General features: G+C 66.7%; 17 protein-coding genes and 1 tRNA gene. 3 read left to right on the top strand and 15 right to left on the bottom strand.

Features of this window, described 5'->3' with window-relative positions:
- Positions 1-629: 629 nt before the first annotated feature.
- The 5 genes from MJQ72_RS10040 to MJQ72_RS10020 all read right to left on the bottom strand — a co-directional run bounded on the left by MJQ72_RS10040 (position 630) and on the right by MJQ72_RS10020 (position 4,816).
- Positions 630-1,430, bottom strand: coding sequence for a bifunctional 2-polyprenyl-6-hydroxyphenol methylase/3-demethylubiquinol 3-O-methyltransferase UbiG (locus tag MJQ72_RS10040; protein WP_240598834.1), 801 nt, complete (start codon positions 1,428-1,430; stop codon positions 630-632).
- Complete coding sequence (locus tag MJQ72_RS10035) at positions 1,423-2,043, bottom strand: hypothetical protein (RefSeq protein WP_240598833.1); 621 nt, start codon at positions 2,041-2,043, stop codon at positions 1,423-1,425. Before MJQ72_RS10035 ends, MJQ72_RS10040 begins: the two co-directional genes overlap by 8 nt.
- A gap of 240 nt (positions 2,044-2,283) precedes the next feature.
- Positions 2,284-2,357: transfer RNA gene (locus tag MJQ72_RS10030), tRNA-Pro, on the bottom strand.
- Between the two features lie 139 nt (positions 2,358-2,496).
- Positions 2,497-3,666, bottom strand: coding sequence for an alginate lyase family protein (locus MJQ72_RS10025; RefSeq protein ID WP_240598832.1), 1,170 nt, complete (start codon positions 3,664-3,666; stop codon positions 2,497-2,499).
- A 133-nt stretch (positions 3,667-3,799) separates the two neighbouring features.
- Entirely contained in the window at positions 3,800-4,816 is a 1,017-nt protein-coding gene (locus MJQ72_RS10020) for a lactonase family protein (protein WP_240598831.1), read from the bottom strand.
- Between the two features lie 42 nt (positions 4,817-4,858).
- Between MJQ72_RS10020 and MJQ72_RS10015 the strand changes: the two genes are divergently transcribed.
- Positions 4,859-5,566: an SDR family NAD(P)-dependent oxidoreductase gene (locus MJQ72_RS10015; protein WP_240598830.1), complete on the top strand. Its 708-nt coding sequence runs from the start codon at positions 4,859-4,861 to the stop codon at positions 5,564-5,566.
- 66 nt (positions 5,567-5,632) lie between these two features.
- On the opposite strand, the gene MJQ72_RS10010 is transcribed toward MJQ72_RS10015, so the two are convergent.
- The 3 genes from MJQ72_RS10010 to MJQ72_RS10000 form a co-directional block, all read right to left on the bottom strand.
- Positions 5,633-7,849, bottom strand: a complete 2,217-nt coding sequence (locus MJQ72_RS10010; protein WP_240598829.1) for a glycosyl hydrolase family 18 protein — start codon at positions 7,847-7,849, stop codon at positions 5,633-5,635.
- A 269-nt stretch (positions 7,850-8,118) separates the two neighbouring features.
- Entirely contained in the window at positions 8,119-8,898 is a 780-nt protein-coding gene (locus tag MJQ72_RS10005; RefSeq protein ID WP_240598828.1) for an enoyl-CoA hydratase/isomerase family protein, read from the bottom strand.
- Between the two features lie 36 nt (positions 8,899-8,934).
- Positions 8,935-9,825, bottom strand: a complete 891-nt coding sequence (locus tag MJQ72_RS10000; protein ID WP_396426935.1) for a PaaX family transcriptional regulator C-terminal domain-containing protein — start codon at positions 9,823-9,825, stop codon at positions 8,935-8,937.
- 146 nt (positions 9,826-9,971) lie between these two features.
- On the opposite strand from MJQ72_RS10000, the gene MJQ72_RS09995 reads away from it, so the two are divergent.
- Positions 9,972-11,609 carry an ABC-F family ATP-binding cassette domain-containing protein gene (locus tag MJQ72_RS09995; protein ID WP_240598826.1) on the top strand — a complete coding sequence of 546 codons (1,638 nt, stop codon included), beginning with the start codon at positions 9,972-9,974 and terminating at the stop codon, positions 11,607-11,609.
- Positions 11,610-11,992: 383 nt separating this feature from the next.
- Here MJQ72_RS09995 and MJQ72_RS09990 read toward each other — a convergent pair whose 3' ends face one another.
- The 7 genes from MJQ72_RS09990 to MJQ72_RS09960 form a co-directional block, all read right to left on the bottom strand.
- The gene (locus MJQ72_RS09990; protein WP_240598825.1) at positions 11,993-12,811 is read right to left on the bottom strand and encodes a carbohydrate ABC transporter permease; all 819 of its coding nucleotides are present in this window, start codon (positions 12,809-12,811) and stop codon (positions 11,993-11,995) included.
- Entirely contained in the window at positions 12,808-13,695 is an 888-nt protein-coding gene (locus MJQ72_RS09985) for a carbohydrate ABC transporter permease (protein WP_240598824.1), read from the bottom strand. Before MJQ72_RS09985 ends, MJQ72_RS09990 begins: the two co-directional genes overlap by 4 nt.
- A gap of 7 nt (positions 13,696-13,702) precedes the next feature.
- Positions 13,703-14,974 carry an extracellular solute-binding protein gene (locus tag MJQ72_RS09980; protein ID WP_240598822.1) on the bottom strand — a complete coding sequence of 424 codons (1,272 nt, stop codon included), beginning with the start codon at positions 14,972-14,974 and terminating at the stop codon, positions 13,703-13,705.
- A gap of 138 nt (positions 14,975-15,112) precedes the next feature.
- The gene (locus MJQ72_RS09975; RefSeq protein WP_240598820.1) at positions 15,113-17,218 is read right to left on the bottom strand and encodes an alpha-galactosidase; all 2,106 of its coding nucleotides are present in this window, start codon (positions 17,216-17,218) and stop codon (positions 15,113-15,115) included.
- Between the two features lie 120 nt (positions 17,219-17,338).
- Positions 17,339-17,776: a PPOX class F420-dependent oxidoreductase gene (locus MJQ72_RS09970; RefSeq protein ID WP_240598819.1), complete on the bottom strand. Its 438-nt coding sequence runs from the start codon at positions 17,774-17,776 to the stop codon at positions 17,339-17,341.
- Complete coding sequence (locus tag MJQ72_RS09965; RefSeq protein WP_240598818.1) at positions 17,776-18,741, bottom strand: RNA polymerase subunit sigma-70; 966 nt, start codon at positions 18,739-18,741, stop codon at positions 17,776-17,778. Before MJQ72_RS09965 ends, MJQ72_RS09970 begins: the two co-directional genes overlap by 1 nt.
- Positions 18,742-18,841: 100 nt before the next feature.
- Positions 18,842-19,789, bottom strand: a complete 948-nt coding sequence (locus tag MJQ72_RS09960; RefSeq protein WP_240598816.1) for a methionyl-tRNA formyltransferase — start codon at positions 19,787-19,789, stop codon at positions 18,842-18,844.
- A 137-nt stretch (positions 19,790-19,926) separates the two neighbouring features.
- Between MJQ72_RS09960 and MJQ72_RS09955 the strand changes: the two genes are divergently transcribed.
- Positions 19,927-21,270 (top strand): lysine N(6)-hydroxylase/L-ornithine N(5)-oxygenase family protein, encoded by a 1,344-nt coding sequence (locus tag MJQ72_RS09955; RefSeq protein ID WP_240598814.1) that lies wholly within the window; start codon positions 19,927-19,929, stop codon positions 21,268-21,270.
- Positions 21,271-21,308 lie beyond the last annotated feature (38 nt).

Below are 21,308 nucleotides of genomic sequence, written 5' to 3'. Positions count from 1 at the left end.
CGCGAAGGTAGCGAGGCGGCCCGGCTCGACACCACGCGCGCAGTGGGCGGCGTCACATCGAGCCGAGGCCGGATTCGGCCCATAAAGTGACCGAACACGAAAGAGCCCCTGGCTTGTACCTGAGGTACAAGCCAGGGGCTTCGTCTTCCGGTCGGGCTGACAGGATTCGAACCTGCGACCCCTTGATCCCCGAAGACCGGGGGATTGTGGTCTTCACAGCTCAGAGGGCGTGTGGGTAATCAACTGGCGTGCAGGAACGCCTGGTCGTTCATCGGCGTGCACGACATGTGGTCCCCAAGGTCGAGCTTGCCCAGGTGTCGGTCGCGCGTATGCATTGCAATGCTTTCCCTGACGCGGTGGTCGCTGTACGGAGGCAGCCCGGCCCCTCTTTCTATTCTCTGCCGCATCTAGCGTCGGGGTGGCGCTGTCAAGGGGAGGCAGTTCACCGCGAGAGCGACGCCGCAGGCAACCCTGATGGTGTCTGTCCGCCGTTAGACGATCAATGACGAGGGGGCGGCCTCCGGGAGGAGGAGTTGCCCGCAAGTCGGTGTGCCTGGTCGCCGAGATCCGGCCCCCATTGTCCTGGGTGAAAGCTGACACCGCGCTCCTGATGTGCGCTGCATCTCAGGTCACCAAAGCGGCGTCGTCTGCAGGCTGTCTGACTGTTCGGATCTGCGGACGAAAGTTAGGATAAGAAAACGTGGGAACTTCCATTTTATCCCATATAGACTTTCGGTGGATTTTGATGGAAGTGGCTCAGTTAGTTCAAGTAGGGAAAGTCCGCACTTCGCTGCTGTAGCAATGTACATACTTAGCGGTCTGTGTACATGTGTGGTGTAAAGTCCTGAATGATGCTTTGTTATTTTAAACTCGGCCTCAATGAATATTTCCCTGCCGTAATCGAACCACTCTTCGCTGTCGTATTCCCAGTAGGTTGGCCAGAAGTTTGGATGTGTCAGAGTGAGGCAGACCAAGCCGCCGTCTCTGCATAATTGATGACACGCTGTTAATGCCGAACGAAGATCGGGAACATCCATAATTGTCATGTTTCCAACTATGGCGTCAAAGCGCGCCGATCTGTTCTGCTGGGCGTAAGACTCAATGCTTTCAAGGTGGTATTGAGCTTTGCGTTGCGGACTACCTTGGGCTATTTGGATACTTTTCGAACTTGGGTCAACGCCTACGACGTTGTCGTGCTGACTGGCTAGAATCTCGGTCAAGACGCCGGTGCCGCAACCAAAGTCAAGGATAGATCGCGGCTTTGCTGGTCTGATTTGCTTCAGGAGTTCAGGTACTAGAACTTCCGAAAAGCTCACGTCGCTGCCGTCTTGGAGTTCCTGGTGGCGAATGGAGGCGAGTTGATCCCATTCTTTAGATAGTGCTGATATTGAACGAACTGATACTTCGCGAGAAGGCGGGCGTTCAAGCATGCTTGCCGTTTTCCCTCTTTGTGAAACGTTTAACTAGTTCCAAAAGGTCTTGTGCAAGATAGTAGGCGGGCTCTTCTCCGGCTGATAGCTCTTCGATCTTGTGCCTGCCGCCAACGCTTTGCCCGATCGCGACCCGAGTATCATTTCTATTCATGTTAATTATGGTAAACCGTGACTTGATGATGTAGTCAATGTCCGGATAGTAGACTACTTCGGCCCCGAGTTTTTCGAGTTTGCGCGTTAGGGGTATCTCTCGTGGAAGAACCAAGGTGAGTTCTTGCTTTCGAGACTTGGTCTCTAGTAGTTTACGAGTCGTCTCGTCGTCGACCCAGCTTAGGTCGCGCGTGAATACGGCGGCTTGTCCAGAGGTTCCTAGCCAGTTCCTCATGTAGTTAACCACTTGCTGACTGGTTCTGTAGCTTTTGACTGGGCGTGCTTTGAACTCGATTACGTCGAGAACGATAGAGAATAAGCCAAATAGTCCAGCGAGCGCCAAAAATGCAACCTGCCAAGCGGTCCACGGCTGACTGGGTGGACGTATAGTCAGCACGAGTCCGACGAGTGAGGCCAGCGCCCCGATGCTGACGATCAAGTTGCGTACGAGTTGCTTCACTGAGTCCTTCCCGTCGGTGCCTGCATCTCTTCGTCGCAGTGACGATGTTGGTTGTTACGGCACCGACCGCCGAAGCCTTGTCCGGCCCATCGAGTGTCTGGGTGCTCGCCTAGACCGGACCACGCTGTCCCCGGGTGGTCCCAAGTCGCGTCGTCAACCCGACCGGAAGCTTTCTGGCTGACAATCGAAAAAGCCGCCTGGCCTGGGTCTTCACCCAAGCCAAGCGGCTTCGTCTTCCGGTCGGGCTGACAGGATTCGAACCTGCGACCCCTTGACCCCCAGTCAAGTGCGCTACCAAACTGCGCCACAGCCCGGACCCGCGCTCCGTGGAGTGCGATGTGAGTACTTTAGCGGGTCCCGAACAGGGCCTTGCAACCAGGGGTCACTGTGTGTCTGAGCTGGGAAAACGGTCCGTGAGGGCCGCCCTGCCGCATTCGGGCGGCCCCCACGGGGTCACTGAGGGTTGCCGGCGTGCGTGAGGGTCTGCCAGGCGACGAACAGGCTGTTGGTGCCCGCCGGGCGTTGGCGCAGGGTGAGGGCCTCGGTGTTGCTCATGGTGTGCCCGAGGCGGGTGTGGAGGTGGTTGTATCCGACCTCGGTGATCGGGCCGAGGCCGAGCTTCAGGCTGCCGCCGCACAGCCACGACGGGACGGCGGCACCCATCTGGTACTTCGCGTGGAAGCCGAGGCCTTCGCGGAGGCGGTCGGCGATCTCGGGGTAGAGGTCCTGGCCCTGGATGCGGGTGGTCTCGGCGAAGTCCGCGATGGCGGCGAGACCGTAGCCGGTATGGGTGAAGTCGCGGCAGGTCTCCTGCGAGAGGCCGTTGACGAACGTCGTCTGGCCTTGCCAGTACTTCACGATCTTGTCGCGGGTGTCCAGGCCGCTGCCGGGCGCGGTCTTCGGGAGCGCGCCGTCGCTGGTCAGGTAGAGGTAGGCGGGGACGCGGGTGCGGAACTTCGCGACGGCCTTGTCGTAGGTCGTCTTGTCGTCGAGGAACACGGCGATGCCGATCGCGGCCTCGGTCATGCTGAGTTCCCAGTTCCCGTTGCTGTGACTGCCGTTGATCACCTCGGGCAGGTACACGTTCCGGAGCATGGTGCCGAAGCGGCCGGAGTTCGGCCAGCTCGTGTAGGTGTGTTTGATGATCTCCGCGGCGCGCGGCCACGAGGAGGCCGACCACGCCGATTGCAGGGGAGCGTTGCTGTTCGTGTGATCCTTCAACACCGCGGACCAGGCGTCCATGATCTCGATCGCCTTGGTCGCGTATTTCGCGTCGCGCGTGATGTACCACGCCAGCGAAAGGGAATACGCGGCGATCGCGTCTTGCCGTTCATCGGTACAGCCGATGTTCGGGTTCGAATAGGAACCGCATTCGACGATGGCGCGTGGTTTCGGTGACCGGGACAGCGAGGCGTATGAACTCGACATCATCGCGTCGTAGGCCTGTTTCCAGGGTTGCGCGCCGGCCTGCACCTTGGCGCGGACGAAGTCCAGTTGCGGGCGGCTGACCAGCACGCCGGGATGGGTGAAAGTGGCGGGTGCGGCCTGTGCGGGAGCACTGAAAAGGCCTAGTGCCAACGGGACGAGCGTGGCCAGGGTGAGCAGTTTCCTCGGTAGGGACATGGTTCTCCTCGGGCGGGTGTGAGCCAGGTCACCGGCGGCGTGCGATTCAGTGTCATGGTCTGAACCAGTTGCGTCAAGACCTTTATTCGCCTCGAAAAGAAAGAAGCCCGTCCTGTTCAGCGGGCTGAACGAATCAATGCGGCCACAGGCCGACGAAGGCCGGGCTTCCGACCGGATAACTGCCGATCAGGCGCCAGGTCGCGCGTTCGTAGGCCTCGATCGCGTCACCGCTCTGCGCCGCGACATAACAATGCTCGCCGACGACGGAGAAGTGCCGTGGCCATTCGCCGGTGCCGTGGTCGGCCACGGCCACACCGTCGAAAGTGAACTCCGTGATCCTTTCGGGGCCCCGGTTCGACAGGAACAGCCGGTTGTCGTGCAGGACGAGCTGCGCCGGGAGGTTCTCGCCGCCCGGTTCGAGCGTCGCCGGAACGGAGTTCTCCACGACGAACGTGCCCGGCGGCTCTTCGCGCACCGTCACCAGCGACGCGGCCAGTTCGCCGACGACGTACGCGTGGCTCGTACCGGGACGCCGGACCAGTTGCCGTGGCCCGGTCCCGGCGGGCAGCGTCGACACCGACAAGGGGATCAGTTCGCCATCCTCGCCGAGCCGGTAGCCGCGGATCTCGTCGGTGCCCAGATCGACCGCGCTGACCAGCGTGCCGGTCTCGTCGACGACGGCCATGTGGACGTGCGCGGCTTCCTGCCGTTCGGTGTTCGGGCCGCTGCCTTCGTGCTGGACCAGCGCGGTCCGCACGGTGGGCACCCCGTCCGGGCCCAGCGCGAACGCGGCCAGGCTGCCGCCGCTGTAGTTGGCGCACAGCAGGAACCGGCCATCCGGGGTGACCGACAGATGGCACGGATCCGCCCCGCCGGTCGGCAGCGAGTTCAAGGCCGACAGGGTCCCGTCTTCGGCGACCGCCACGGCGGTGACCGCGCCTTCGGCCGTCTCGTTGACGGCGTAGAGCACCGGAAGAGTGGGATGCGGTGTCAGCCAGCTCGGCGAATCCAGTTCGAGCGAGCCCGCCGGGGTCAGCTCCCCGGTCCGGGCGTCGCGCCAGAACGTGCCGATGCCCTCGCCGCTGCCGTTGCTCGCGGCCGTGTAGGAGCCGACGATGAGCAGAGTCCGGTCGTCGTTCGCAGAAGTCACGAGGCACACTGTGCAGCAAGCCGACGTGGAGGTGAATCCCTTTTGACCACATCCTGCGCGATCGTTTCGGGAGCGACGTCCGGTATCGGCGCGGCGACCGCCGCCCGCTTGGGCGCGGCGGGCCACACCATCGTCGGCATCGACATCACCGGGCAGCCCGGACTCCGGCACAGCGTCGTCGGCGACGTGTCCGAGGAGGACACGTGGCGCCGGGCCGTCGAGCTGGCGGAAGAGACGTGCGGCGGGGTCGACGTCCTGGTCAGCAACGCGTTCACCTCGGTGATGGCGCCGCTGCACGAGCTCGGCAGGAAGGACTGGGACCGCCAGCTGGACGTCAATCTGGCGGGCGCGTATCTCGGCGCCAAGGCCTGCCTGCCGTCGTTGCGGGAGCGGCGAGGATCGATCGTCCTGGTCTCCTCGGTGCACGCCATGATCGGCCTGCCCGGGCGTCCCGCCTACGCGGCGAGCAAGGGAGCTTTGGTGGCGCTCGCCCGTCAGCTGGCCGTGGAGTACGCGCCCGACGTCCGCGTGAACTCCGTGCTGCCCGGCCCGATCCGCACGCCGGCCTGGGACAAGGTGGACGAGGCCGATCGCGCTCGCGCGGTCAAGGCCACCCCGGCGGGGAGGCTCGGGGAGCCCGCCGAGGTGGCCGAGGTGATCGCGTTCCTGGCCTCGTCCGCGGCCTCGTACGTCACGGGGACGCAACTGGTGGTCGACGGCGGCTGGTCCGCGACCAAGGACTCGGTGTAGGCGAGGGCGCAGTCGCGCTCGTGAGTGGTAAGGACGGTTCTAACCGTCCTTACCACTCACGAGGCATCACTTCAGCGAGTTGTCCACTGTGGTCATGAGGGATCCGGTGTCACCGGACATCTCCCAGGCCATGACCCCGAGCAGTCCTCTCGTCTTGAGCCAGGCGACCTTCTGCTGGATGGACCAGGCGTCGTCGAAGGTCCACCATTGCCCGCCGTTGCCGGTGTAGCACGACGTGGCCACGGCCGCGGTGTCGTGCTGGACGGCGCAGTTGGGGACACTGGCCAAGAGATTCGCGTAGCCACGAGTACCTGCTTCCTCGGCGAACTGGCCTGGCGCGGCTCCCGTCGCGCTCTGCCATTCACCCTTCTTGCCGCCGTCCGCGACCCCTTGCCAGCCTCTTCCGTAGAAGGCGAGCCCCAGGGTCAGTTTCCGTGGATTGGCACCGGCTTCGGTGTAGGCGTTGATCGCCGACTCCACACTGAACTTGAAGTTGTACGGATCGTCCGCGTCGGCGTAGAGGTTCCCCTGATGACCGGTGCGGTTCGGCTCCCACGAGTTGTCGCTGCCGGAGCCGTGGAAGTCGTAGCCCTGCACGTTCGCGACGTCGAGGTAGTCGAAGATCTTCGGGATCTCCCAGCCGCCCTTCACCTTCGCCGGGTCGGCGGGGGTGAACGCCTGCAGTTCGTACCGCTTGCCGGTGGTCGCGCCGTAGGCGTCCATCTGCGTGCGGAATTCGGCCAGCAGCGCGGTCAGGTTCGTCTTGTCGTTGGCGCTCCAGTGGTTCCCGGGGTGCCCGTCGGGGCTGCCAGGCCACTCCCAGTCGATGTCGATACCGTCGAAGATGCCCGCGGCCGTGCCCGGCCCGCCGGCGCCGCCGTACGGCTTCACGTTGCCCTTCAGGTACGTGTCGATGCACGAGGCGACGAACTTCTGCCGCGACGCGGGCGTGGCCGCGACGTCGGAGAAGTACTTCGAGTAGGTCCAGCCGCCCAAGGAGATGAGCACCTTCAGGTTGGGGTACTTGGCCTTGAGCTTCTTCAGCTGGTTGAAGTTGCCGCGCAGCGTCTCCCAGCCGGTGTCGCCGACACCGTCGACGGACTGGGCCGCGGACATCGGCCGCGAGTAGTCGGCTTCCGCGTCGCCCGCGCCGTCACCCTGGTTCGGGTCCTGCGGGTTGGACGTCGTTCCCTTGGTGACACCCGAAAGGCAGGTGTGGTTGACCGGGTCGATGTTCCCGAAGGCGTACAGCAGATGGGTCAGCTTGGCGGCCGATCCGTTGGTCACCAGGTTCTTGACGAAGAACTGGCGGCCGTAGATACCCCACTGGACGAAATAGCCGACCCGGGCGTACCCGTTCACGATGTCGCCGGTGCGAGCGCTGACGGCCGCGCTCGCCGCGGAGACGTTGTCGTACCCGTCACGGGCTTTGACCGTGAAAGAGTACGAAGTGGACGGTGAAAGCCCGGTCACCGTCGCGGTCGTCCCGGTCACCGTGGTGGCCAGCGTCGTGCCGCGGTAGACGTCGTAGGAGACGACGCCGGTGTTGTCCGTGGACGCGTTCCACGTCAGTGCGACCGAACCCGAGGTGACCGCGGTCGAGCGGAGGTTCGACGGCGCGGTCGGCGCCTGGGTGTCGTCGCTCGGGTTGTTGGTGGTCACCGCCAGCGCCGGGGTGGGCGGGGACTTGGCGTCCTTCCGGTCCTTGGCGACGACGGTGAAGCTGTAGGCCGTGTTCGGCGTCAGCCCGGTGATCCTCGCTTCGGTGCCGGTGACCGAGGCCGCCAGCGTGGTGCCCTGGTAGACGTCGTAGCCGACGACGGGCAGCGAGCCGGGAGCCGCGGCGTTCCAGGCCAGCGCGGCGGTCGTGGTCGTCTTCGCCACGAGGCGCAGGTTGGCGGGGGTCGACGGCGGGGCGTCGCCGGAACCGTCGCAGTTGGCGTCGTCGATCCGGCACGTGGTCGGGTTGACCGCGGAGCTCAGCCGGAACGATGGGCTGTAGGGATAGGTCGAACGGCCCGGCGCGAGGGATTTGATGTAGTACGCCGGGGTGAGGGTGACCTGGTTGCCCGTCTGGGAAACCGTGCCGTTGGAGCCGCTCGTGGCGGTCACGCCGGCGGGGAGGGTGAAGGTGATGGACCAGTCGGCGACGGTTTCGCTGCTGGGGTTGGTGACGGTGTACTCGCCGGTGGTCCCGGTCAAGGTGAAGGCGGCGCGGAGGCGGCCCGCCGCCAACGCCGGATTACCCGCGGCCACGAGGAGCCCGGCGGCGAGGAGTGTCACGGTGAGTGCGCTGAGTAGTCTTCTTCTGGTGCGTCTCATGGCGGTTCTCTCCAAAAGAGGCGGCGAGACTGGCCTGCTCTGCAATGGCGCGTGTGGTCTAGACCACAGATGAATGTAGCGCGGAGCGCATAAAAGGTCTAGACCGATTCGTCGGTCATGAACCGTCCCGTCGTGCGCTCGGCGGATTCCGGCGCCGGAACCGGCCCCCTGAAACGAAAACCGCGGCGTCGCTCGGGGCGACGCCGCGGTTTCGAAGTGGTGCGGAAGGCTCAGCGGCCGGTGAAGGTCGCCTTCCCCGGGCCGTCGGCGAGGAACGACTTCACCGCGCCGCGCAGGTCCTCGGTGTCGAAGAGCCCGGCGGCGATGGTCGTGATGTGCGCGTTCGCCTCGGCGACACCGCCGTGCTCGTAGTGCTCCAAGACCTTCTTGGTGGCGGCGTGCGCCCGCGTCGGCCCCTGCGCGAGGTCGATCGTGAAGGCGCGCACGGCCTCGTCGAAGCCGTCCGCCGGAAACACCCGGTTGACCACGTTCCAGCGTTCGAGCGTCGCGGCGTCATAGGTCGCGCCCGTCATCACGAACTCCTTCGCGCGGCCGACGCCGGCGCGGGCGGCGAGCCGCTGCGTGCCGCCCATCGTCGGGGTCAGGCCGACGACCCGTTCGACCAGGCCGAATTTGGCCTTCTCGCTCGCGAGGATGATGTCGCAGGCGACCGCGACCTCGAACGCCCAGGTGAGGCACAGGCCGTGGGCGGCGAACACGGTGGGGAACGGGAGTGCGGCGATCCGGTCGGGGATCGCCAGCATCTCGTCGAAGAGCACCTTCGCCTCGGCGGCGCTCGACTGGGCGTCGAACAGGGAGACGTCCACCCCGCCGCTGACGATCTTGCCCTCGGCGCGGATCAGCGCCGCGCGCGGCGGCGTGGCTTCCAGTTCGCCGATCGCCTCGCCCAGCTCGCGCTGAAGCTCCGCCGTGTAGAGGTTCAGCGGCGGCGAAGCGATGGTCAAGATGGCGAGGTCGTCTTCACGGTCGAGGCGGATCGAGGTGGCCAAGGCGGGTTCCCTCCGGTGGGTCGGTTTCCCGTGACCCTAGCCCGAGGTCGCCGCGAGTTCGTCCCATTGCGCCTGTGCTTCTGGTCGCCATTCGACGTGCTTGCGGTGGAAGAGGTCCGCCGCGCGCACGCCGCTCCAACCGTCGGGGAGAAGTTTTAGCGGGAGGCGTGGATCGAGGAACGGAAAGCTGCGCCATTCGTGGACGAGCTCGGTCTGCGCGCGCAGGACGCCGCGTTCACCGGAAGGACGCAAACCGGTGAAGCGGTCGATGAAGTCCTCGTAGCGGTCCTTGAGCTCGCTCAGGTCCCAGGAGCGCGCGACCATCGTCTCCTGGTCGCCGACGTCGCCGTAGGCGGCGGTGAACGACATCGCCTGCGCGTCGAGGCCGAGTTCCTGCACGATCTGCTGGGCCTCCCGCTGGCGGCTGAGATCGGGGCTGACCCAGACGCCCGCCACCGGTGAGCCGAACCCGGCCCACGTGAGGCGCGTGCGCAACCTGTGCCGGAGATCCCGCTTCGCCTCGGGGACCGAGACGATCAGCATCAGCCAGCGGTCGTCCCACACCTTCTCCTCGTTGCCGAAGGCGTAGATCCGTTCCGCGCCTTCGGTCAGCAGACGCCTGCCTGGCGGAGTGAGCGACCAGCGCACTCTTCGGCCGACGCGTTCGGAGACGACCCAGCCTTCGGCGGAGGACCGGGCCAGCGCCTGCCGCGCGGACTTCTCTTCGATGTCCAGCACGCTCAGCGCCTCGACCAGCGTCGACGTCCAGATCGCCTGATCACGGGGCAGGACGTACTCGCCGAGGATCGTCATCAGCAGCGACCGCGCGCTGGCATGGCCGACTTCCCGCCGCCTGCTCAACGTCGGCCTACGGGTACCGCCTTTCTGCTGGTGGACGACGGGGACCGGGGTGGCGGAGTCCGCCATTTGCTGTCACCGACCTCAATGCTCGGGGATTCGTTCGGGTCCAGAAGAACAACCAGGTTACCCACGTTCCGTGATCGCTTGGATACTTGCCACTCTTCCGAGGGACCACGAGCTGTTCAATCGGTCCCCGTAGACTTACCGATCTCATGAGCGCCACACTCGTTGCCAAGGATCTCGCCGCCGGCCACGGCGACCGTGTTCTGTTCTCCGGTCTCGACCTGGTCGTCGCCCCGGGCGAAGTGATCGGTCTCGTCGGTGTGAACGGCGCGGGCAAATCGACCCTGCTGAAGACGCTCGGCGGCCTCGTGCCGCCGGAAGAGGGCAGTGTCCGGCTGAACCCGCCGACGGCCACCGTCGGTCACCTCCCGCAGGAACCGGAACGCCGCGAGGGTGAGTCCGTCCGCGCGTTCCTCTCCCGGCGCACCGGCGTCACCGCCGCCCAGGCCGCGCTCGACGCCGCCACCGAGGCGCTCACCGCGGGCGAACCCGGAGCGGACGACGCCTACGGGCTCGCCCTCGACCGGTGGCTCGCGCTCGGCGGGGCGGACCTGGACGACAGGGCGGGGGAGGTCGTCGCGGATCTCGGGCTCACCGTCAACCTCGACCAGCCGATGCTGTCGCTCTCGGGCGGGCAGGCGGCGCGCGCCGGGATGGCCTCGCTGCTGCTGAGCCGGTACGACATCTTCCTGCTCGACGAGCCGACCAACGACCTCGACCTCGACGGCCTGGAACGGCTGGAGCGGTTCGTGACCGGGCTCCGCGCCGGGACCGTGCTGGTCAGCCACGACCGGGAGTTCCTCGCCCGCACCGTGGACCGCGTCGTCGAGCTCGACTACGCGCAGCAGCAGGTGCGGACCTACGGAGGCGGCTACGAGTCGTACCTGGAGGAGCGTGCCGTCGCGCGTCGGCACGCCCGGGAGGAGTACGAGGAGTACGCGAACACCAAGGCCTCGCTCGAAGCCCGTGGTGCGATGCAGCGTTCGTGGATGGAGAAGGGCGTCAAGAACGCCCGGCGCAAGGCCACCGACAACGACAAGGTGGGCCGCAAGTTCCGGAGCGAGGCGACCGAGAAGCAGGCGTCGAAGGCGCGCCAGACCGACCGCATGATCGAGCGGCTCGATGTCGTCGAAGAACCGCGCAAGGAATGGGAACTGCGCATGGAGATCGCGGCGGCGCCCCGGGCGGGCGCGGTCGTGGCGACCCTGCGCGGCGCGGTGGTGCGGCGGGGCGGGTTCACCCTCGGCCCGGTCGACCTGCAGATCGACTGGGCGGACAAGGTCGCGATCACCGGGGCCAACGGCGCCGGGAAGTCGACGCTGCTCGCGGCGTTGCTCGGGCGGGTCCCGGTCGACGAGGGCGCCGCTTCGCTCGGTTCCGGTGTCGTGGTCGGCGAAGTCGATCAGGCGCGGAAGCTGTTCCTCGGCGACCTTCCGCTCGTCGAGGCGTTCGCCCGGGAGGTGCCGGAACTCGCCGACGCCGACGTGCGCACGCTGCTGGCGAAGTACGGGCTGAAGGCCGCGCACGTCCTGCGGTCGGCGGCCACGCTGTCGCCGGGGGAGCGGACCCGGTCCGCGCTGGCGCTGCTGCAGGCGCGCGGGGTGAACCTGCTGGTGCTCGACGAGCCGACGAACCATCTCGACCTGCCCGCGATCGAGCAGCTGGAGTCGGCGCTGGCGGAGTATCCGGGGACGCTGCTGCTGGTGACGCACGACCGGCGGATGCTGGACGCGGTGGCGACGACGCGGCGGCTGGAAGTGGCCGACGGGAAGGTCACCGAACTCTGAGCGTTTGGTCCTCTGAATGCGGCACGCATTCAGAGGACTAATGAGGGTTAAGGCAAATGTGGCGTGTCTGTGGGTGCTGGTCAGCGGCCTTGCGGAACGTCCGGCCCCAGGACGCGCACTGTGTGGATTTTGGGGCGTTGGATGACCAGAAATCCACACGGTCCCGTCGTGACCGGTCCGGTCACGACGGGCAGACCGCCGGAGATGTGAGGGTGTGTGGAAATAGAGACGTTGAACGTCCCTATTTCCACACACCCCTCACCCGCGGTAACACCCATACTTCATCGACCACGCCGAGTGATCACGAGGGGCGGAGACATAGTCCCTCAGTGACCGATCGCGAGTACCACGCCACCTTTGCCTTGATCCTCGAATAGCGCGGGTCAGCCCTTGGTCGCGCCCCCGGTGAGCCCCTTCACGAACTGCTTCTGCAGCGCCAGATAGAAGATCAGCACCGGCAGCGTCGCCAGGAACATCAACGCGAAGACGCTGCCGAGATCCGCCTGGTATTGCCCGATCGAGCGGTAGATCCCGGTGGTGACCGTGGTCCCCTGGCTGGGGCCGAGGATGATCAACGGGTCGATGAAGTCGTTCCAGATCCACACGCCGAGGAAGATCAGCACACTCGCCGTGGCCGGGCGCAGCAGCGGGAACACGATCCGCCAGAACACCTGCGTCCGGCTCGCGCCGTCGAGCAGGGCGGCCTCCTCGAGTTCCACCGGCACCCCGCGGATGAACCCGGTGAACACGAAGACCCCGAAGGGCACGTAGTAGCCGACGTTGAACAGCACCAGGCCCTGGATCGTCGCCATCAGCCCGGTCAGCCGCAGCACCTCGGTGACCGGGATGAGGATCACCTGGGGCGGGATCATCAAGCCCGCCAGCAGGATCAGCGCGAGCACCTTGGTCCACCGCTTGGCCGAACGCGCCAGGTAGTGCCCGAGCATGGCCGAGAGCACGGTCAGCACGATGATCGACAGCAGGGTGACGAGCACGCTGTTCGCCAGGCTCACCCAGAACAGGCCGTCGGGCCGGGTGAGCACGGCGTGGATGTTGGCCGGCGTCGGTGGCAGCGGGACCGACGCCGGCGTCCGGGCGATCTGATCGCCGGGTTTGAACACGTTGACGAGCACGTAGTACAGCGGCACGGCGAAGAGCGCGCTCACCAGGATCGCGGCGACGGGCCGGAGTTTCGACCTCACAGGTCCACCTCCCGCCGCCGCAGGAAACGCAGCACGATCGTGGTCAAGGTCGCCACGATCACCAGCATCACCATGGCCATCGCGGACGCGTAGCCGACGTGGTTCGCGTCGAGGCCGGTGGCGAGGACGTCGAACGCGATGGTGGCCGTGGTGCCCGAACCCGGCCCGCCGTTGGTGACGACCTTGACGTAGTCGTAGGTCTTGAACGCCGAGATCAGCAGGACGACGGTGTTGATCGTCAGTGATGGCGCGAGCAGCGGCCACGTCACCGCGCGGAACCGGCGGACCGGTCCGGCGCCGTCGATCTCCGCGGCCTCCAGTAGTTCGGCCGGGACGCCCTGCAGGCCCGCGAGGTACACGACCACGCAGAACCCCAGCATCTGCCAGCACACGATCGACGCGACCGAGTACAGCGCCAGATCAGGGTCGGAAAGCCAGCCCGGTGGATGTTCGACGCCGAGAGCGCGGAGAGCGTCGTTCACCGGGCCCCGGTCGTCGAGCAGTTTCGTCCAGATGATGCTGACCACGACCGAGCTGAGGATCACGGGCGTGAAGAACATGCTCCGCAAAGCGTTGTACAGCCAGCCTTTCCGGTCGAGCAGCACCGCGACGCCGAGCCCGAGGAGGTTCGGCACGATCACGACGATCACGGTCAGGATGGTGGTGACCCGCAGCGCGGTCAGGAACTGTTCGTCCTGGAACAGCAGACGATAGTTCTCGAGGCCGACGAATTCCGCGGGCGGGTTGAAGGGGTTGTGGTTCGTCAGGCTGTAGCCGAAGCTGATGAGGATCGGTGCCATGACGAAGCACAGGTAGACGACGACGCCGGGGGCGCCGAACGAGGCGAAATGCCACACCCTCGGCAGGATCGGTTTTCTCCGCATCGTGGTGTCAGCGCGCCTTCGCCCACTCGGTGTCCAGGAAGGCGCACGCGTCGGCCACCGTTCTGCGGCCGGTGATGACGTCCTGCGCGGCCTGGTACACCTTGTCCTTCATACCCGGCAGGAGCCCGTCGTCCGCGGTCTCCCAGCTGAAGGCGTTCACGACCGCGTCCTTCGCGACGGCTTCCTTGTACAGCTCGTATCCCGCTTTGAAGACCGGGCCGACGTCGGCGGGCGGCGTGTAGCCCTTGATCGCGGGGAACAGGCCGTCGGCCTTGACCGAGGCGTCGATCTGTTGCTTGTCCAGCTGGAACGCGAGCGCGAACTTCCTTGCCGCGTCGAGGTTCCGCGATTTCGCGTTGACGACGATTCCGCCACCGGTGTACGCGGGGACGACGAGTTTCCCGTCCTCGGACGGAAAGTTGAAGACGCCGATCTCGAACGGCGGCTTCTTGGCGTCGGCGCTCGCGGCGAACCAGTTGCCCATCGGGTACATCGCGCCTTCGCCGTTGAGGAAGGCCGCCTCGGTCGCCGAGTAGTCCCGCGAGACTTGGGTCTTGTCGAGGTAGCCCTTGGCCACCAGGTCGGCGAACTTGCCGAACGCCTGCTGGAAGGCCGGATCGGTGAACTTGACCTGGTCGGCCCGCCGCTGGGAAAGCCAGTCCGGTGTCTTGCCGTAGACGTCGACGCTGACGAGGCCGTCCAACAGCATCGCGGACGGGAAACCTTCCTTGCCGCCGCCGATGGTGAACGGGGTGACGCCCTTCGCCTTCAGTTTCTCCGACGCGGCGAGGAGTTCGTTCCAGGTCGACGGCGTCGACGTGATCCCGGCGTCGGCGAAGAGCTTCTTGTTGTAGTAGATCGGCGGGATGGTCTGGGTGTTGGCGGGCAGCTGGTGGTGCCCGCCCTTGATCGGGTTGGCGCCGGGGAACTGGAAGTCCTTGAGCTCCTCGGGCGTCCAGGCGTAGAGGTTGCCCGATTCGGCGAAGCCTGCCGAATCGACCGCGATCGCGACGTCGGGGAACTGGCCGGACTGCAGGAGTTGTTTCGCGTAACCCGTGCGGTCGGTCGACGGGGCGACCAGCTTCTTCACGCGCAGGCCGGGATCGCGGTCGGTGACGCGTTTGATGGCGGAGTCCCAATAGGACGGTGGAAGGTTCGGCGTCTCGAACGTCAGGAAGGTGATCTCGCCGCCGGAGGCGTTCGTCCCGCCGCCGACGGTGCATCCGGTGAGGCTCGCGGCGAGGAGTAGTGCGGCTCCCAACGCGAAGGACCTTCTCATGCCCCAGTCACCCTTCTCGCGGCGATGCACGACGTCTCATATACGACGGCATTCGATCGGATGTCTAGGGGGTTGTCAAGCGGCGAAATCCGCCTTACGCGGGCGAAATGAGGTGATACATCTGATCTATCGCGGGGCTTAGACCTTCGTCAACCGGATCACCGCGCTCGCGAAATCGCCGTCCGGAAGGCCGGGGAACAGGCCGTGTGCCAGGAGCGAGGCGCCGTGCCACACCTTTCCGGTGTCCTCGTCGCGGTAGCGGGCGGCGGGGTCGAGACCGTCGAGCCGGAGGGGTCGTTCGGGAGTGTGGAAATGTGCCGCTTGCCGGAACACGAACACCACCGCGCGTCCACCGTCGGCCGCCACGTACTGCAGCGCGGAGACACCGTCGGTGGCCGGCGGCACGAGACGGTGGAGCCTGCCGTGCTGGACGACCGGCCGGATGTCCTTGTACAGCGCGATCTGTTCGCGCGCGTAGGTCAGATCCTCCTCCGGCCACTTCACGATGTCGCCGCCGATGCCGAGCACGCCCGCCATCGCGACGTGGAACCGGAACCGCAGGGGAGTGGACCGCCGGGTGACGAAGTTGGGGTCGTCGGTGACCCACGCGGACATCGCGCGCGCCGGGTACACCTGGCCGTAGCCGTGCTGGATGACGAGCCTGTCGAGCGCGTCGGTGTTGTCGGAGGTCCAGACCTGATCGGTCCTGGCCATGACCCCGAGGTCGATCCGCCCGCCACCGCCGCTGCACGCCTCGATCCGCAGCCCGGGATGGCGGTCGCGCAGGCGGTCCATGATCGCGTAGACCGAGCGGGTGTGCTCCACCCACAGCGTGTCCGGATCGCTGCCGTCCGGCCAGCCCGCTTCGCTGAAGGGCCGGTTCATGTCCCATTTCAGGAAGTCGATCCCGTGCTCGCCGACGAGGGCGTCGAGCGTGCCGAACGCCCATTCGGCGACATCCGGCCTGGCGAAATTGAGCACCAGCTGGCGTCGCAGTTCCGAACGTGTCCGATGTGGATGGTGCAGGACCCAGTCCGGGTGGGCGCGGTACAGATCGCTGTCTGGGTTGACCATTTCGGGTTCGACCCAGAGCCCGAACTTCATGCCGAGCCGGTGCACTTCGCGGACGAGCGGTTCGAGACCGTCGGGGAACTTGTCGCGGTTCACCTGCCAGTCGCCGAGGCCCGCGTGATCACCGCTGCGGGCGCCGAACCAGCCGTCGTCCATCACGAACAGTTCCACGCCGAGCGCCGCGGCCTTCTCCGCCAGCGCGCGTTGCCCGGCCTCGGTGACGTCGAAACCCGTCGCCTCCCAGGAGTTGTAGAGCACCGGCCGGAGCTCGCCGGGATACGGCAGGACATGGCCGAGCGTGTACGCGTGCCAGGCGCGGCTCGCGGCACCGAATCCGCCGTCGGTGTACAACCCGGCGAAGACCGGGGTGATGAGCGTGTCGCCGGGTGCGAGCCGGGGGACGACGCCGTCCTGGCCGGAGCCGCCGGTGACGGTGAGCCGTCCGGTGGAGGAGCGGGTGGTGGTGATCCGCCACGAACCGCTCCACGCGAGCGCGGCGCTGTAGACCTCGCCGTGCCGCTCGGTGGCTTCGCCGTCGTCGAGCATCACCCACGGGTTGGCGTGATGGCTGGTGATGCCGCGCCTGCTGCCGAACGTGGTCTCGCCGTGGGGGACGGGCTCGCGGAGCAGCCGGCTCTCGGCGGCCCAGCCGCCGGTGACGTGGCTGATCCGGTAGTCCGGCCTGATCGGTGCGACCCAGGTCGCCGAGTCTGCGCGGATGATCTCGATCGGGCCGTCCGTGCCGTCGTGGGCGAGTTCGGTCCAGCGCTCGATGACGTCGGTGCCCGCCGGGACACGGTAGCCGAGCGTGATCCGCAGCGGGTAGTGGCGATCGCGGAAATGGACGCGCAGCTGATCGTCGTCGATGTCGTGGCCGAGGTACCGCCACTCGAGGGCGCGGGTCCCGTCGGCGAACCGGACCTGGAGGGCGGGGGTCCAGTAGCGGGTGCCGCCGTCGGCGGCGAGTTCGTCCAGACCCTCGTTGGGATCGTTGAAGGAGTCCCAGCGTTCCTCGGTCCGGCTGAGGACGTCGGCGAGCTGGCCGGCGGTGAGTGCCGGGCCCCAGTAGACGTGGGAGGGCGCGTCGTCCTCGGCCAGCCTGAGCGCGTAGCTCGTGGCCGGCGTGCGGATGAGCCAGGAACGGGTGCTGTCTTCGAAAACGATCTCGGCCACGAGCACATCCTGGCGCCGAACGGCGGCGGCGGCCAGTGGCTCCCGCTCGGCGGTACATCGGGCCTCGTGAGTGGCAGGGACGGTTCTAACCGTCCTGAACACTCACGAGGCCCGAAGCGGTCAGCCGCCGACCTTCGCGATCGCCACGAAATGCTCCGGCCGCACCCGCACGATCACCTTCCCCGGCGACGTCGCGTACGCCAGCCACCCGTCGACGGCCTCCTGCCCGGCGTCGCCGAGGTACCGCCGCGCGATCGGTTCCGAGCCGAGACGGACCCCGTCCGGATCCGAAACGATCTCCGCGACACCCTCGACACTGACGAACGAGTACGGCGGGAGCGGGTCGTCGGCAACCACCGAAACCCGCGGATTCTCCTTGAGCGCCTTGCCTTTGACGGTGTCCGCGCCCAGGTTGACCAGGATGTCGTCCCCGTCGAGGGCGAACCAGACCGGCACCGCGTGCGGCCTGCCGTCCGGGCGGACCGTCGCGAAGACGGCGGTGCGGGTGCCTTCGGCGAGGAAGGCGCGGCGCTGGTCGTCGGTCATCTTCTCCGGCATTACTGTCCCTCCAGGACGGTGTCCAGGCCGAAGGCCGGGAACAGGTGGCTGTCGAACGTGGTGAACTCCGCGGCCTTGCCGCCGACGAGACGAACGACGTCGAGCTTGAAGGCACGGAAGACGGTGTCGCCCGGGCGCCGCAGGTACGAGGCGAAGGCGGGCATGCGGTTGGCGTCGACCGCGACGGCACGCCATTCGCCCATCTCCTCGGCGATCCGGCCGAGCCGGGCGAGGTTTTCGAGACCGAGGTGGCAGTGGGGCTCCGGCGGCATGGTGACGCGGACGTCGTCGCGGACCAAACTGCTCAAAGTGCCGAAATCGCCGTTGTCGTGGGCTTCGACGAGCCGCCGGACCAGTGCGCGTTCCTCTTCGGAGGGAGCCGGGACCGACCATTCGCCGCGCTGCTGGGGGAGACGTTCGCGCAGGGTCGCGCGGCCCCGTTGCAGGGCGCTGTTCGCGGCGGGGACCGAGAGGTCGAGCAGTTCCGCGGTTTCGGCGGCCTGCCAGCCCAGCACGTCGCGCAGGATCAGCACCGCGCGTTGCCGCGGCGGCAGCATCTGCAGGGCCGCGAGGAAGGCGAGCTCGATGGTCTCCCTGGCGACGGCGAGCGCGTGCGGTTCGGCCTCCGACGGCGCGATCTCGTCCAGCAGGCGGTCCGGATACGGCTGGATCCAAGGGACTTCGGCGAACGAGCGGGCCGACGGCACCCGTCGATCCTTCTTGCGGAGCGCGTCGAGGCAGGCGTTGGTGGCGATCCGGTACAGCCACGCGCGGAAGTTGCCACCGTCGAAGGTGCCCAGCCCGCGCCACGCGTTGAGCAGCGCCTCCTGGACGGCGTCCTCCGCCTCGTCGAACGAGCCGAGCATCCGGTAGCAGTGGACGTGCAGTTCCCGCCGGTGGCCGCCGGTGAGCGCGGCGAAGGCGGTTTCGTCTCCCGCCTTCGCCGCGGCGATCGTGTCGGTCATGGCGCCTCCCATCGAGTGTTCTTACCCGATGTAACGGCGCCCTTCGCCGGAACTCATCGGTCCCGCGATGACTTTTTCGCGGGACCGAGGAAACCGCAGGTCAGGGGCGGGTGGTGAGGTATCCGCCCATGGTCCGGAAGTAGTCGGTCGCGGCCAGTTCGGTGCCGTCCTCGGTCCGCACCCGCTCGATGACGAGCCCGTGCGACCGGCCGCGGCGCGACTCGGGGCCGGCGACGATCACGACGCCTTCACCCTCACGGATGAAGATCCGGCCGGGGGTGCCGCCGTACTGGCCCACCGACACCGAAGAGCGGATCACGCGCAGCTGCTTGCCGCGGTGGTAGGTGAAGGCGTTGGGGTACGGGTCGGACTGGGCGCGCACCAGCCGCTCGATCTCGTCCGCGGGCCAGGTCCAGTCGATGAGGCTGTCTTCGAGCGCCCGCTTGTGGAAGAAGCTCGCCTTGGACCTGTCCTGTTTGACCGGGGTGAAGTTCCCCTTCGCGATCAGCTCGATGGCTTCGGTGGTGATCGGCGCGATGAGGTCGACCGTCCGGTGGAACAGATCGGTCGTCGTGTCCTTCGGTCCGACCGGGACGGAACGCTGCAGCACGATGTCGCCCGCGTCGAGGTCGGCGTCCATCATGTGGGCGGTGAGGCCGACCTCCTTCTCGCCGTTGATGAGCGCCCAGATCAGCGGCGAGAAGCCGGCGTAGGCGGGCAGCAGCGAGTCGTGGACGTTGAGCGTGCCGTACCGCGGCATCTCGAAGATCTCGGGCGGCAGCCAGGTGCGCCAGTTGTTGGCGACGATCAGGTCGAGATCGGCTTCCTTCAGCTCCGCCAGCAGTTCCGCGTCGTCGGGACGCTGCCGCAGCAGCGCGCGGATCCCGTTCTCCTCGGCGAGGTCCGCGACGGAGTCGGACCAGATCTTCTCGTAGGCGTGGTCACTCTTCGGGTGGGTGACGACGAGGGCGACATCGTGGCCCGCGTCGATCAACGCCCGCAGGGTGCGGTGTCCCCAGGTCTGGTATCCGAACATGGCGACCCGCATGGGACCGGCCTCCTCCTGGTCGAGGGATGAACATCACCACTGAAAGTACTAGTTGAGCCTCACCTAACTTAGGTTAGGGTTCCCTGGTCTTTGTTGCGAAGTACCGAGATGCGGCTGAGCCGCGCAAGGGGTTCAAGATGGCACGAGCAGTGGTCGGTGAACGGGTTCCGGTCTACGACGTGGTCGGGGTCGGGTTCGGTCCCTCGAACCTCGCGCTCGCCATCGCCGTCACCGAGCACAACGCCGCGCCCGGGGCGGAGACCGTCACGGCCCACTTCCTCGAGCGCCAGGTGCGTTTCGGCTGGCACCGCGGGATGTTGATCGACAACGCGACCATGCAGGTGTCCTTCCTCAAGGACCTCGCGACGATGCGGAACCCGACCAGTTCGTTCAGCTTCCTGTCGTATTTGCACAGCAAGGACCGATTGGTCGATTTCATCAACCACAAGAACCTGTTCCCGTTGCGGATCGAGTTCCACGACTACTTCGAATGGGCGGCGGAGAAGGTCGACGACCTGGTTTCCTATGGCACGGAAGTGCTTTCCGTCACGCCGGTGTTCGACGGCGAGGAGATCGTGTTCTTCGACGTGCACGCCCGCACCGACGGCGAACTCGTGAACCTGCGCGCCCGCAATCTGGTGATGGGCACCGGGCTGCGGCCGAATCTCCCCGAAGGTGTGACGCCGGGCACACGCATCTGGCACAACAGCGAACTCCTGCACCGGCTGGAAGGCATGGCCGCCGAGGAACCGCGCCGGTTCGTCGTCGTCGGCGCCGGCCAGAGCGCGGCGGAGGTCAGCGCGCTGCTGCACGACCGCTTCCCCCGGGCCGAGGTGTGCGCGGTGTTCGCGCGCTACGGCTACAGCCCGGCCGATGACAGCGCCTTCGCCAACCGGATCTTCGACCCCGAAGCGGTCGGCCGGTTCTACGAGGCGCCAGCGGAGGTCAAGGACCGCCTGATGCGCTACCACGGCGCGACCAACTATTCGGCCGTGGACATCGAGCTCATCGACGAGCTGTACCGGCGCGTCTACCGCGAGAAGGTGCAGGGGATCGAGCGGCTGAAGCTGATCAACGTCTCCCGGCCCACCGAGGTCACCGACACCGGCTCCGAAGTGCGGGTCACCGTCGAGGCGCTGGAGACCGGCGAGCGGACCAGGCTCGACGCCGATTTCGTCGTGTACGCCACCGGGTACAGCCCGGCGGACCCGACGCCGTTGCTCGGCGAGCTCGCCTCCACCTGCGCGCGCGACGACGAGGGCAGGCTCCGCGTCGAACGCGACTACCGGATCGTCACCGAACCGCCGCTCGACGGCGGGATCTATCTGCAGGGCGGCACCGAGCACACGCACGGCATCACGTCTTCGCTGCTGTCCAACACCGCCGTCCGGGTCGGCGAGATCCTCCAGTCCATTGTGGACCGGCGGGCCGCCGACGCGTCCCGGCCCGAGTACGCGGTGAGCGGGTCCGGGCCCGCCTGAGGCCCGGACGATCCCAAGCGCTTTCTGAACGGTGGAGG

This window comes from Amycolatopsis sp. EV170708-02-1, assembly GCF_022479115.1.
In the GTDB taxonomy this organism is placed as follows: Bacteria; Actinomycetota; Actinomycetes; order Mycobacteriales; family Pseudonocardiaceae; genus Amycolatopsis.
This window is presented reverse-complemented; position numbering and strand designations above follow the sequence as displayed.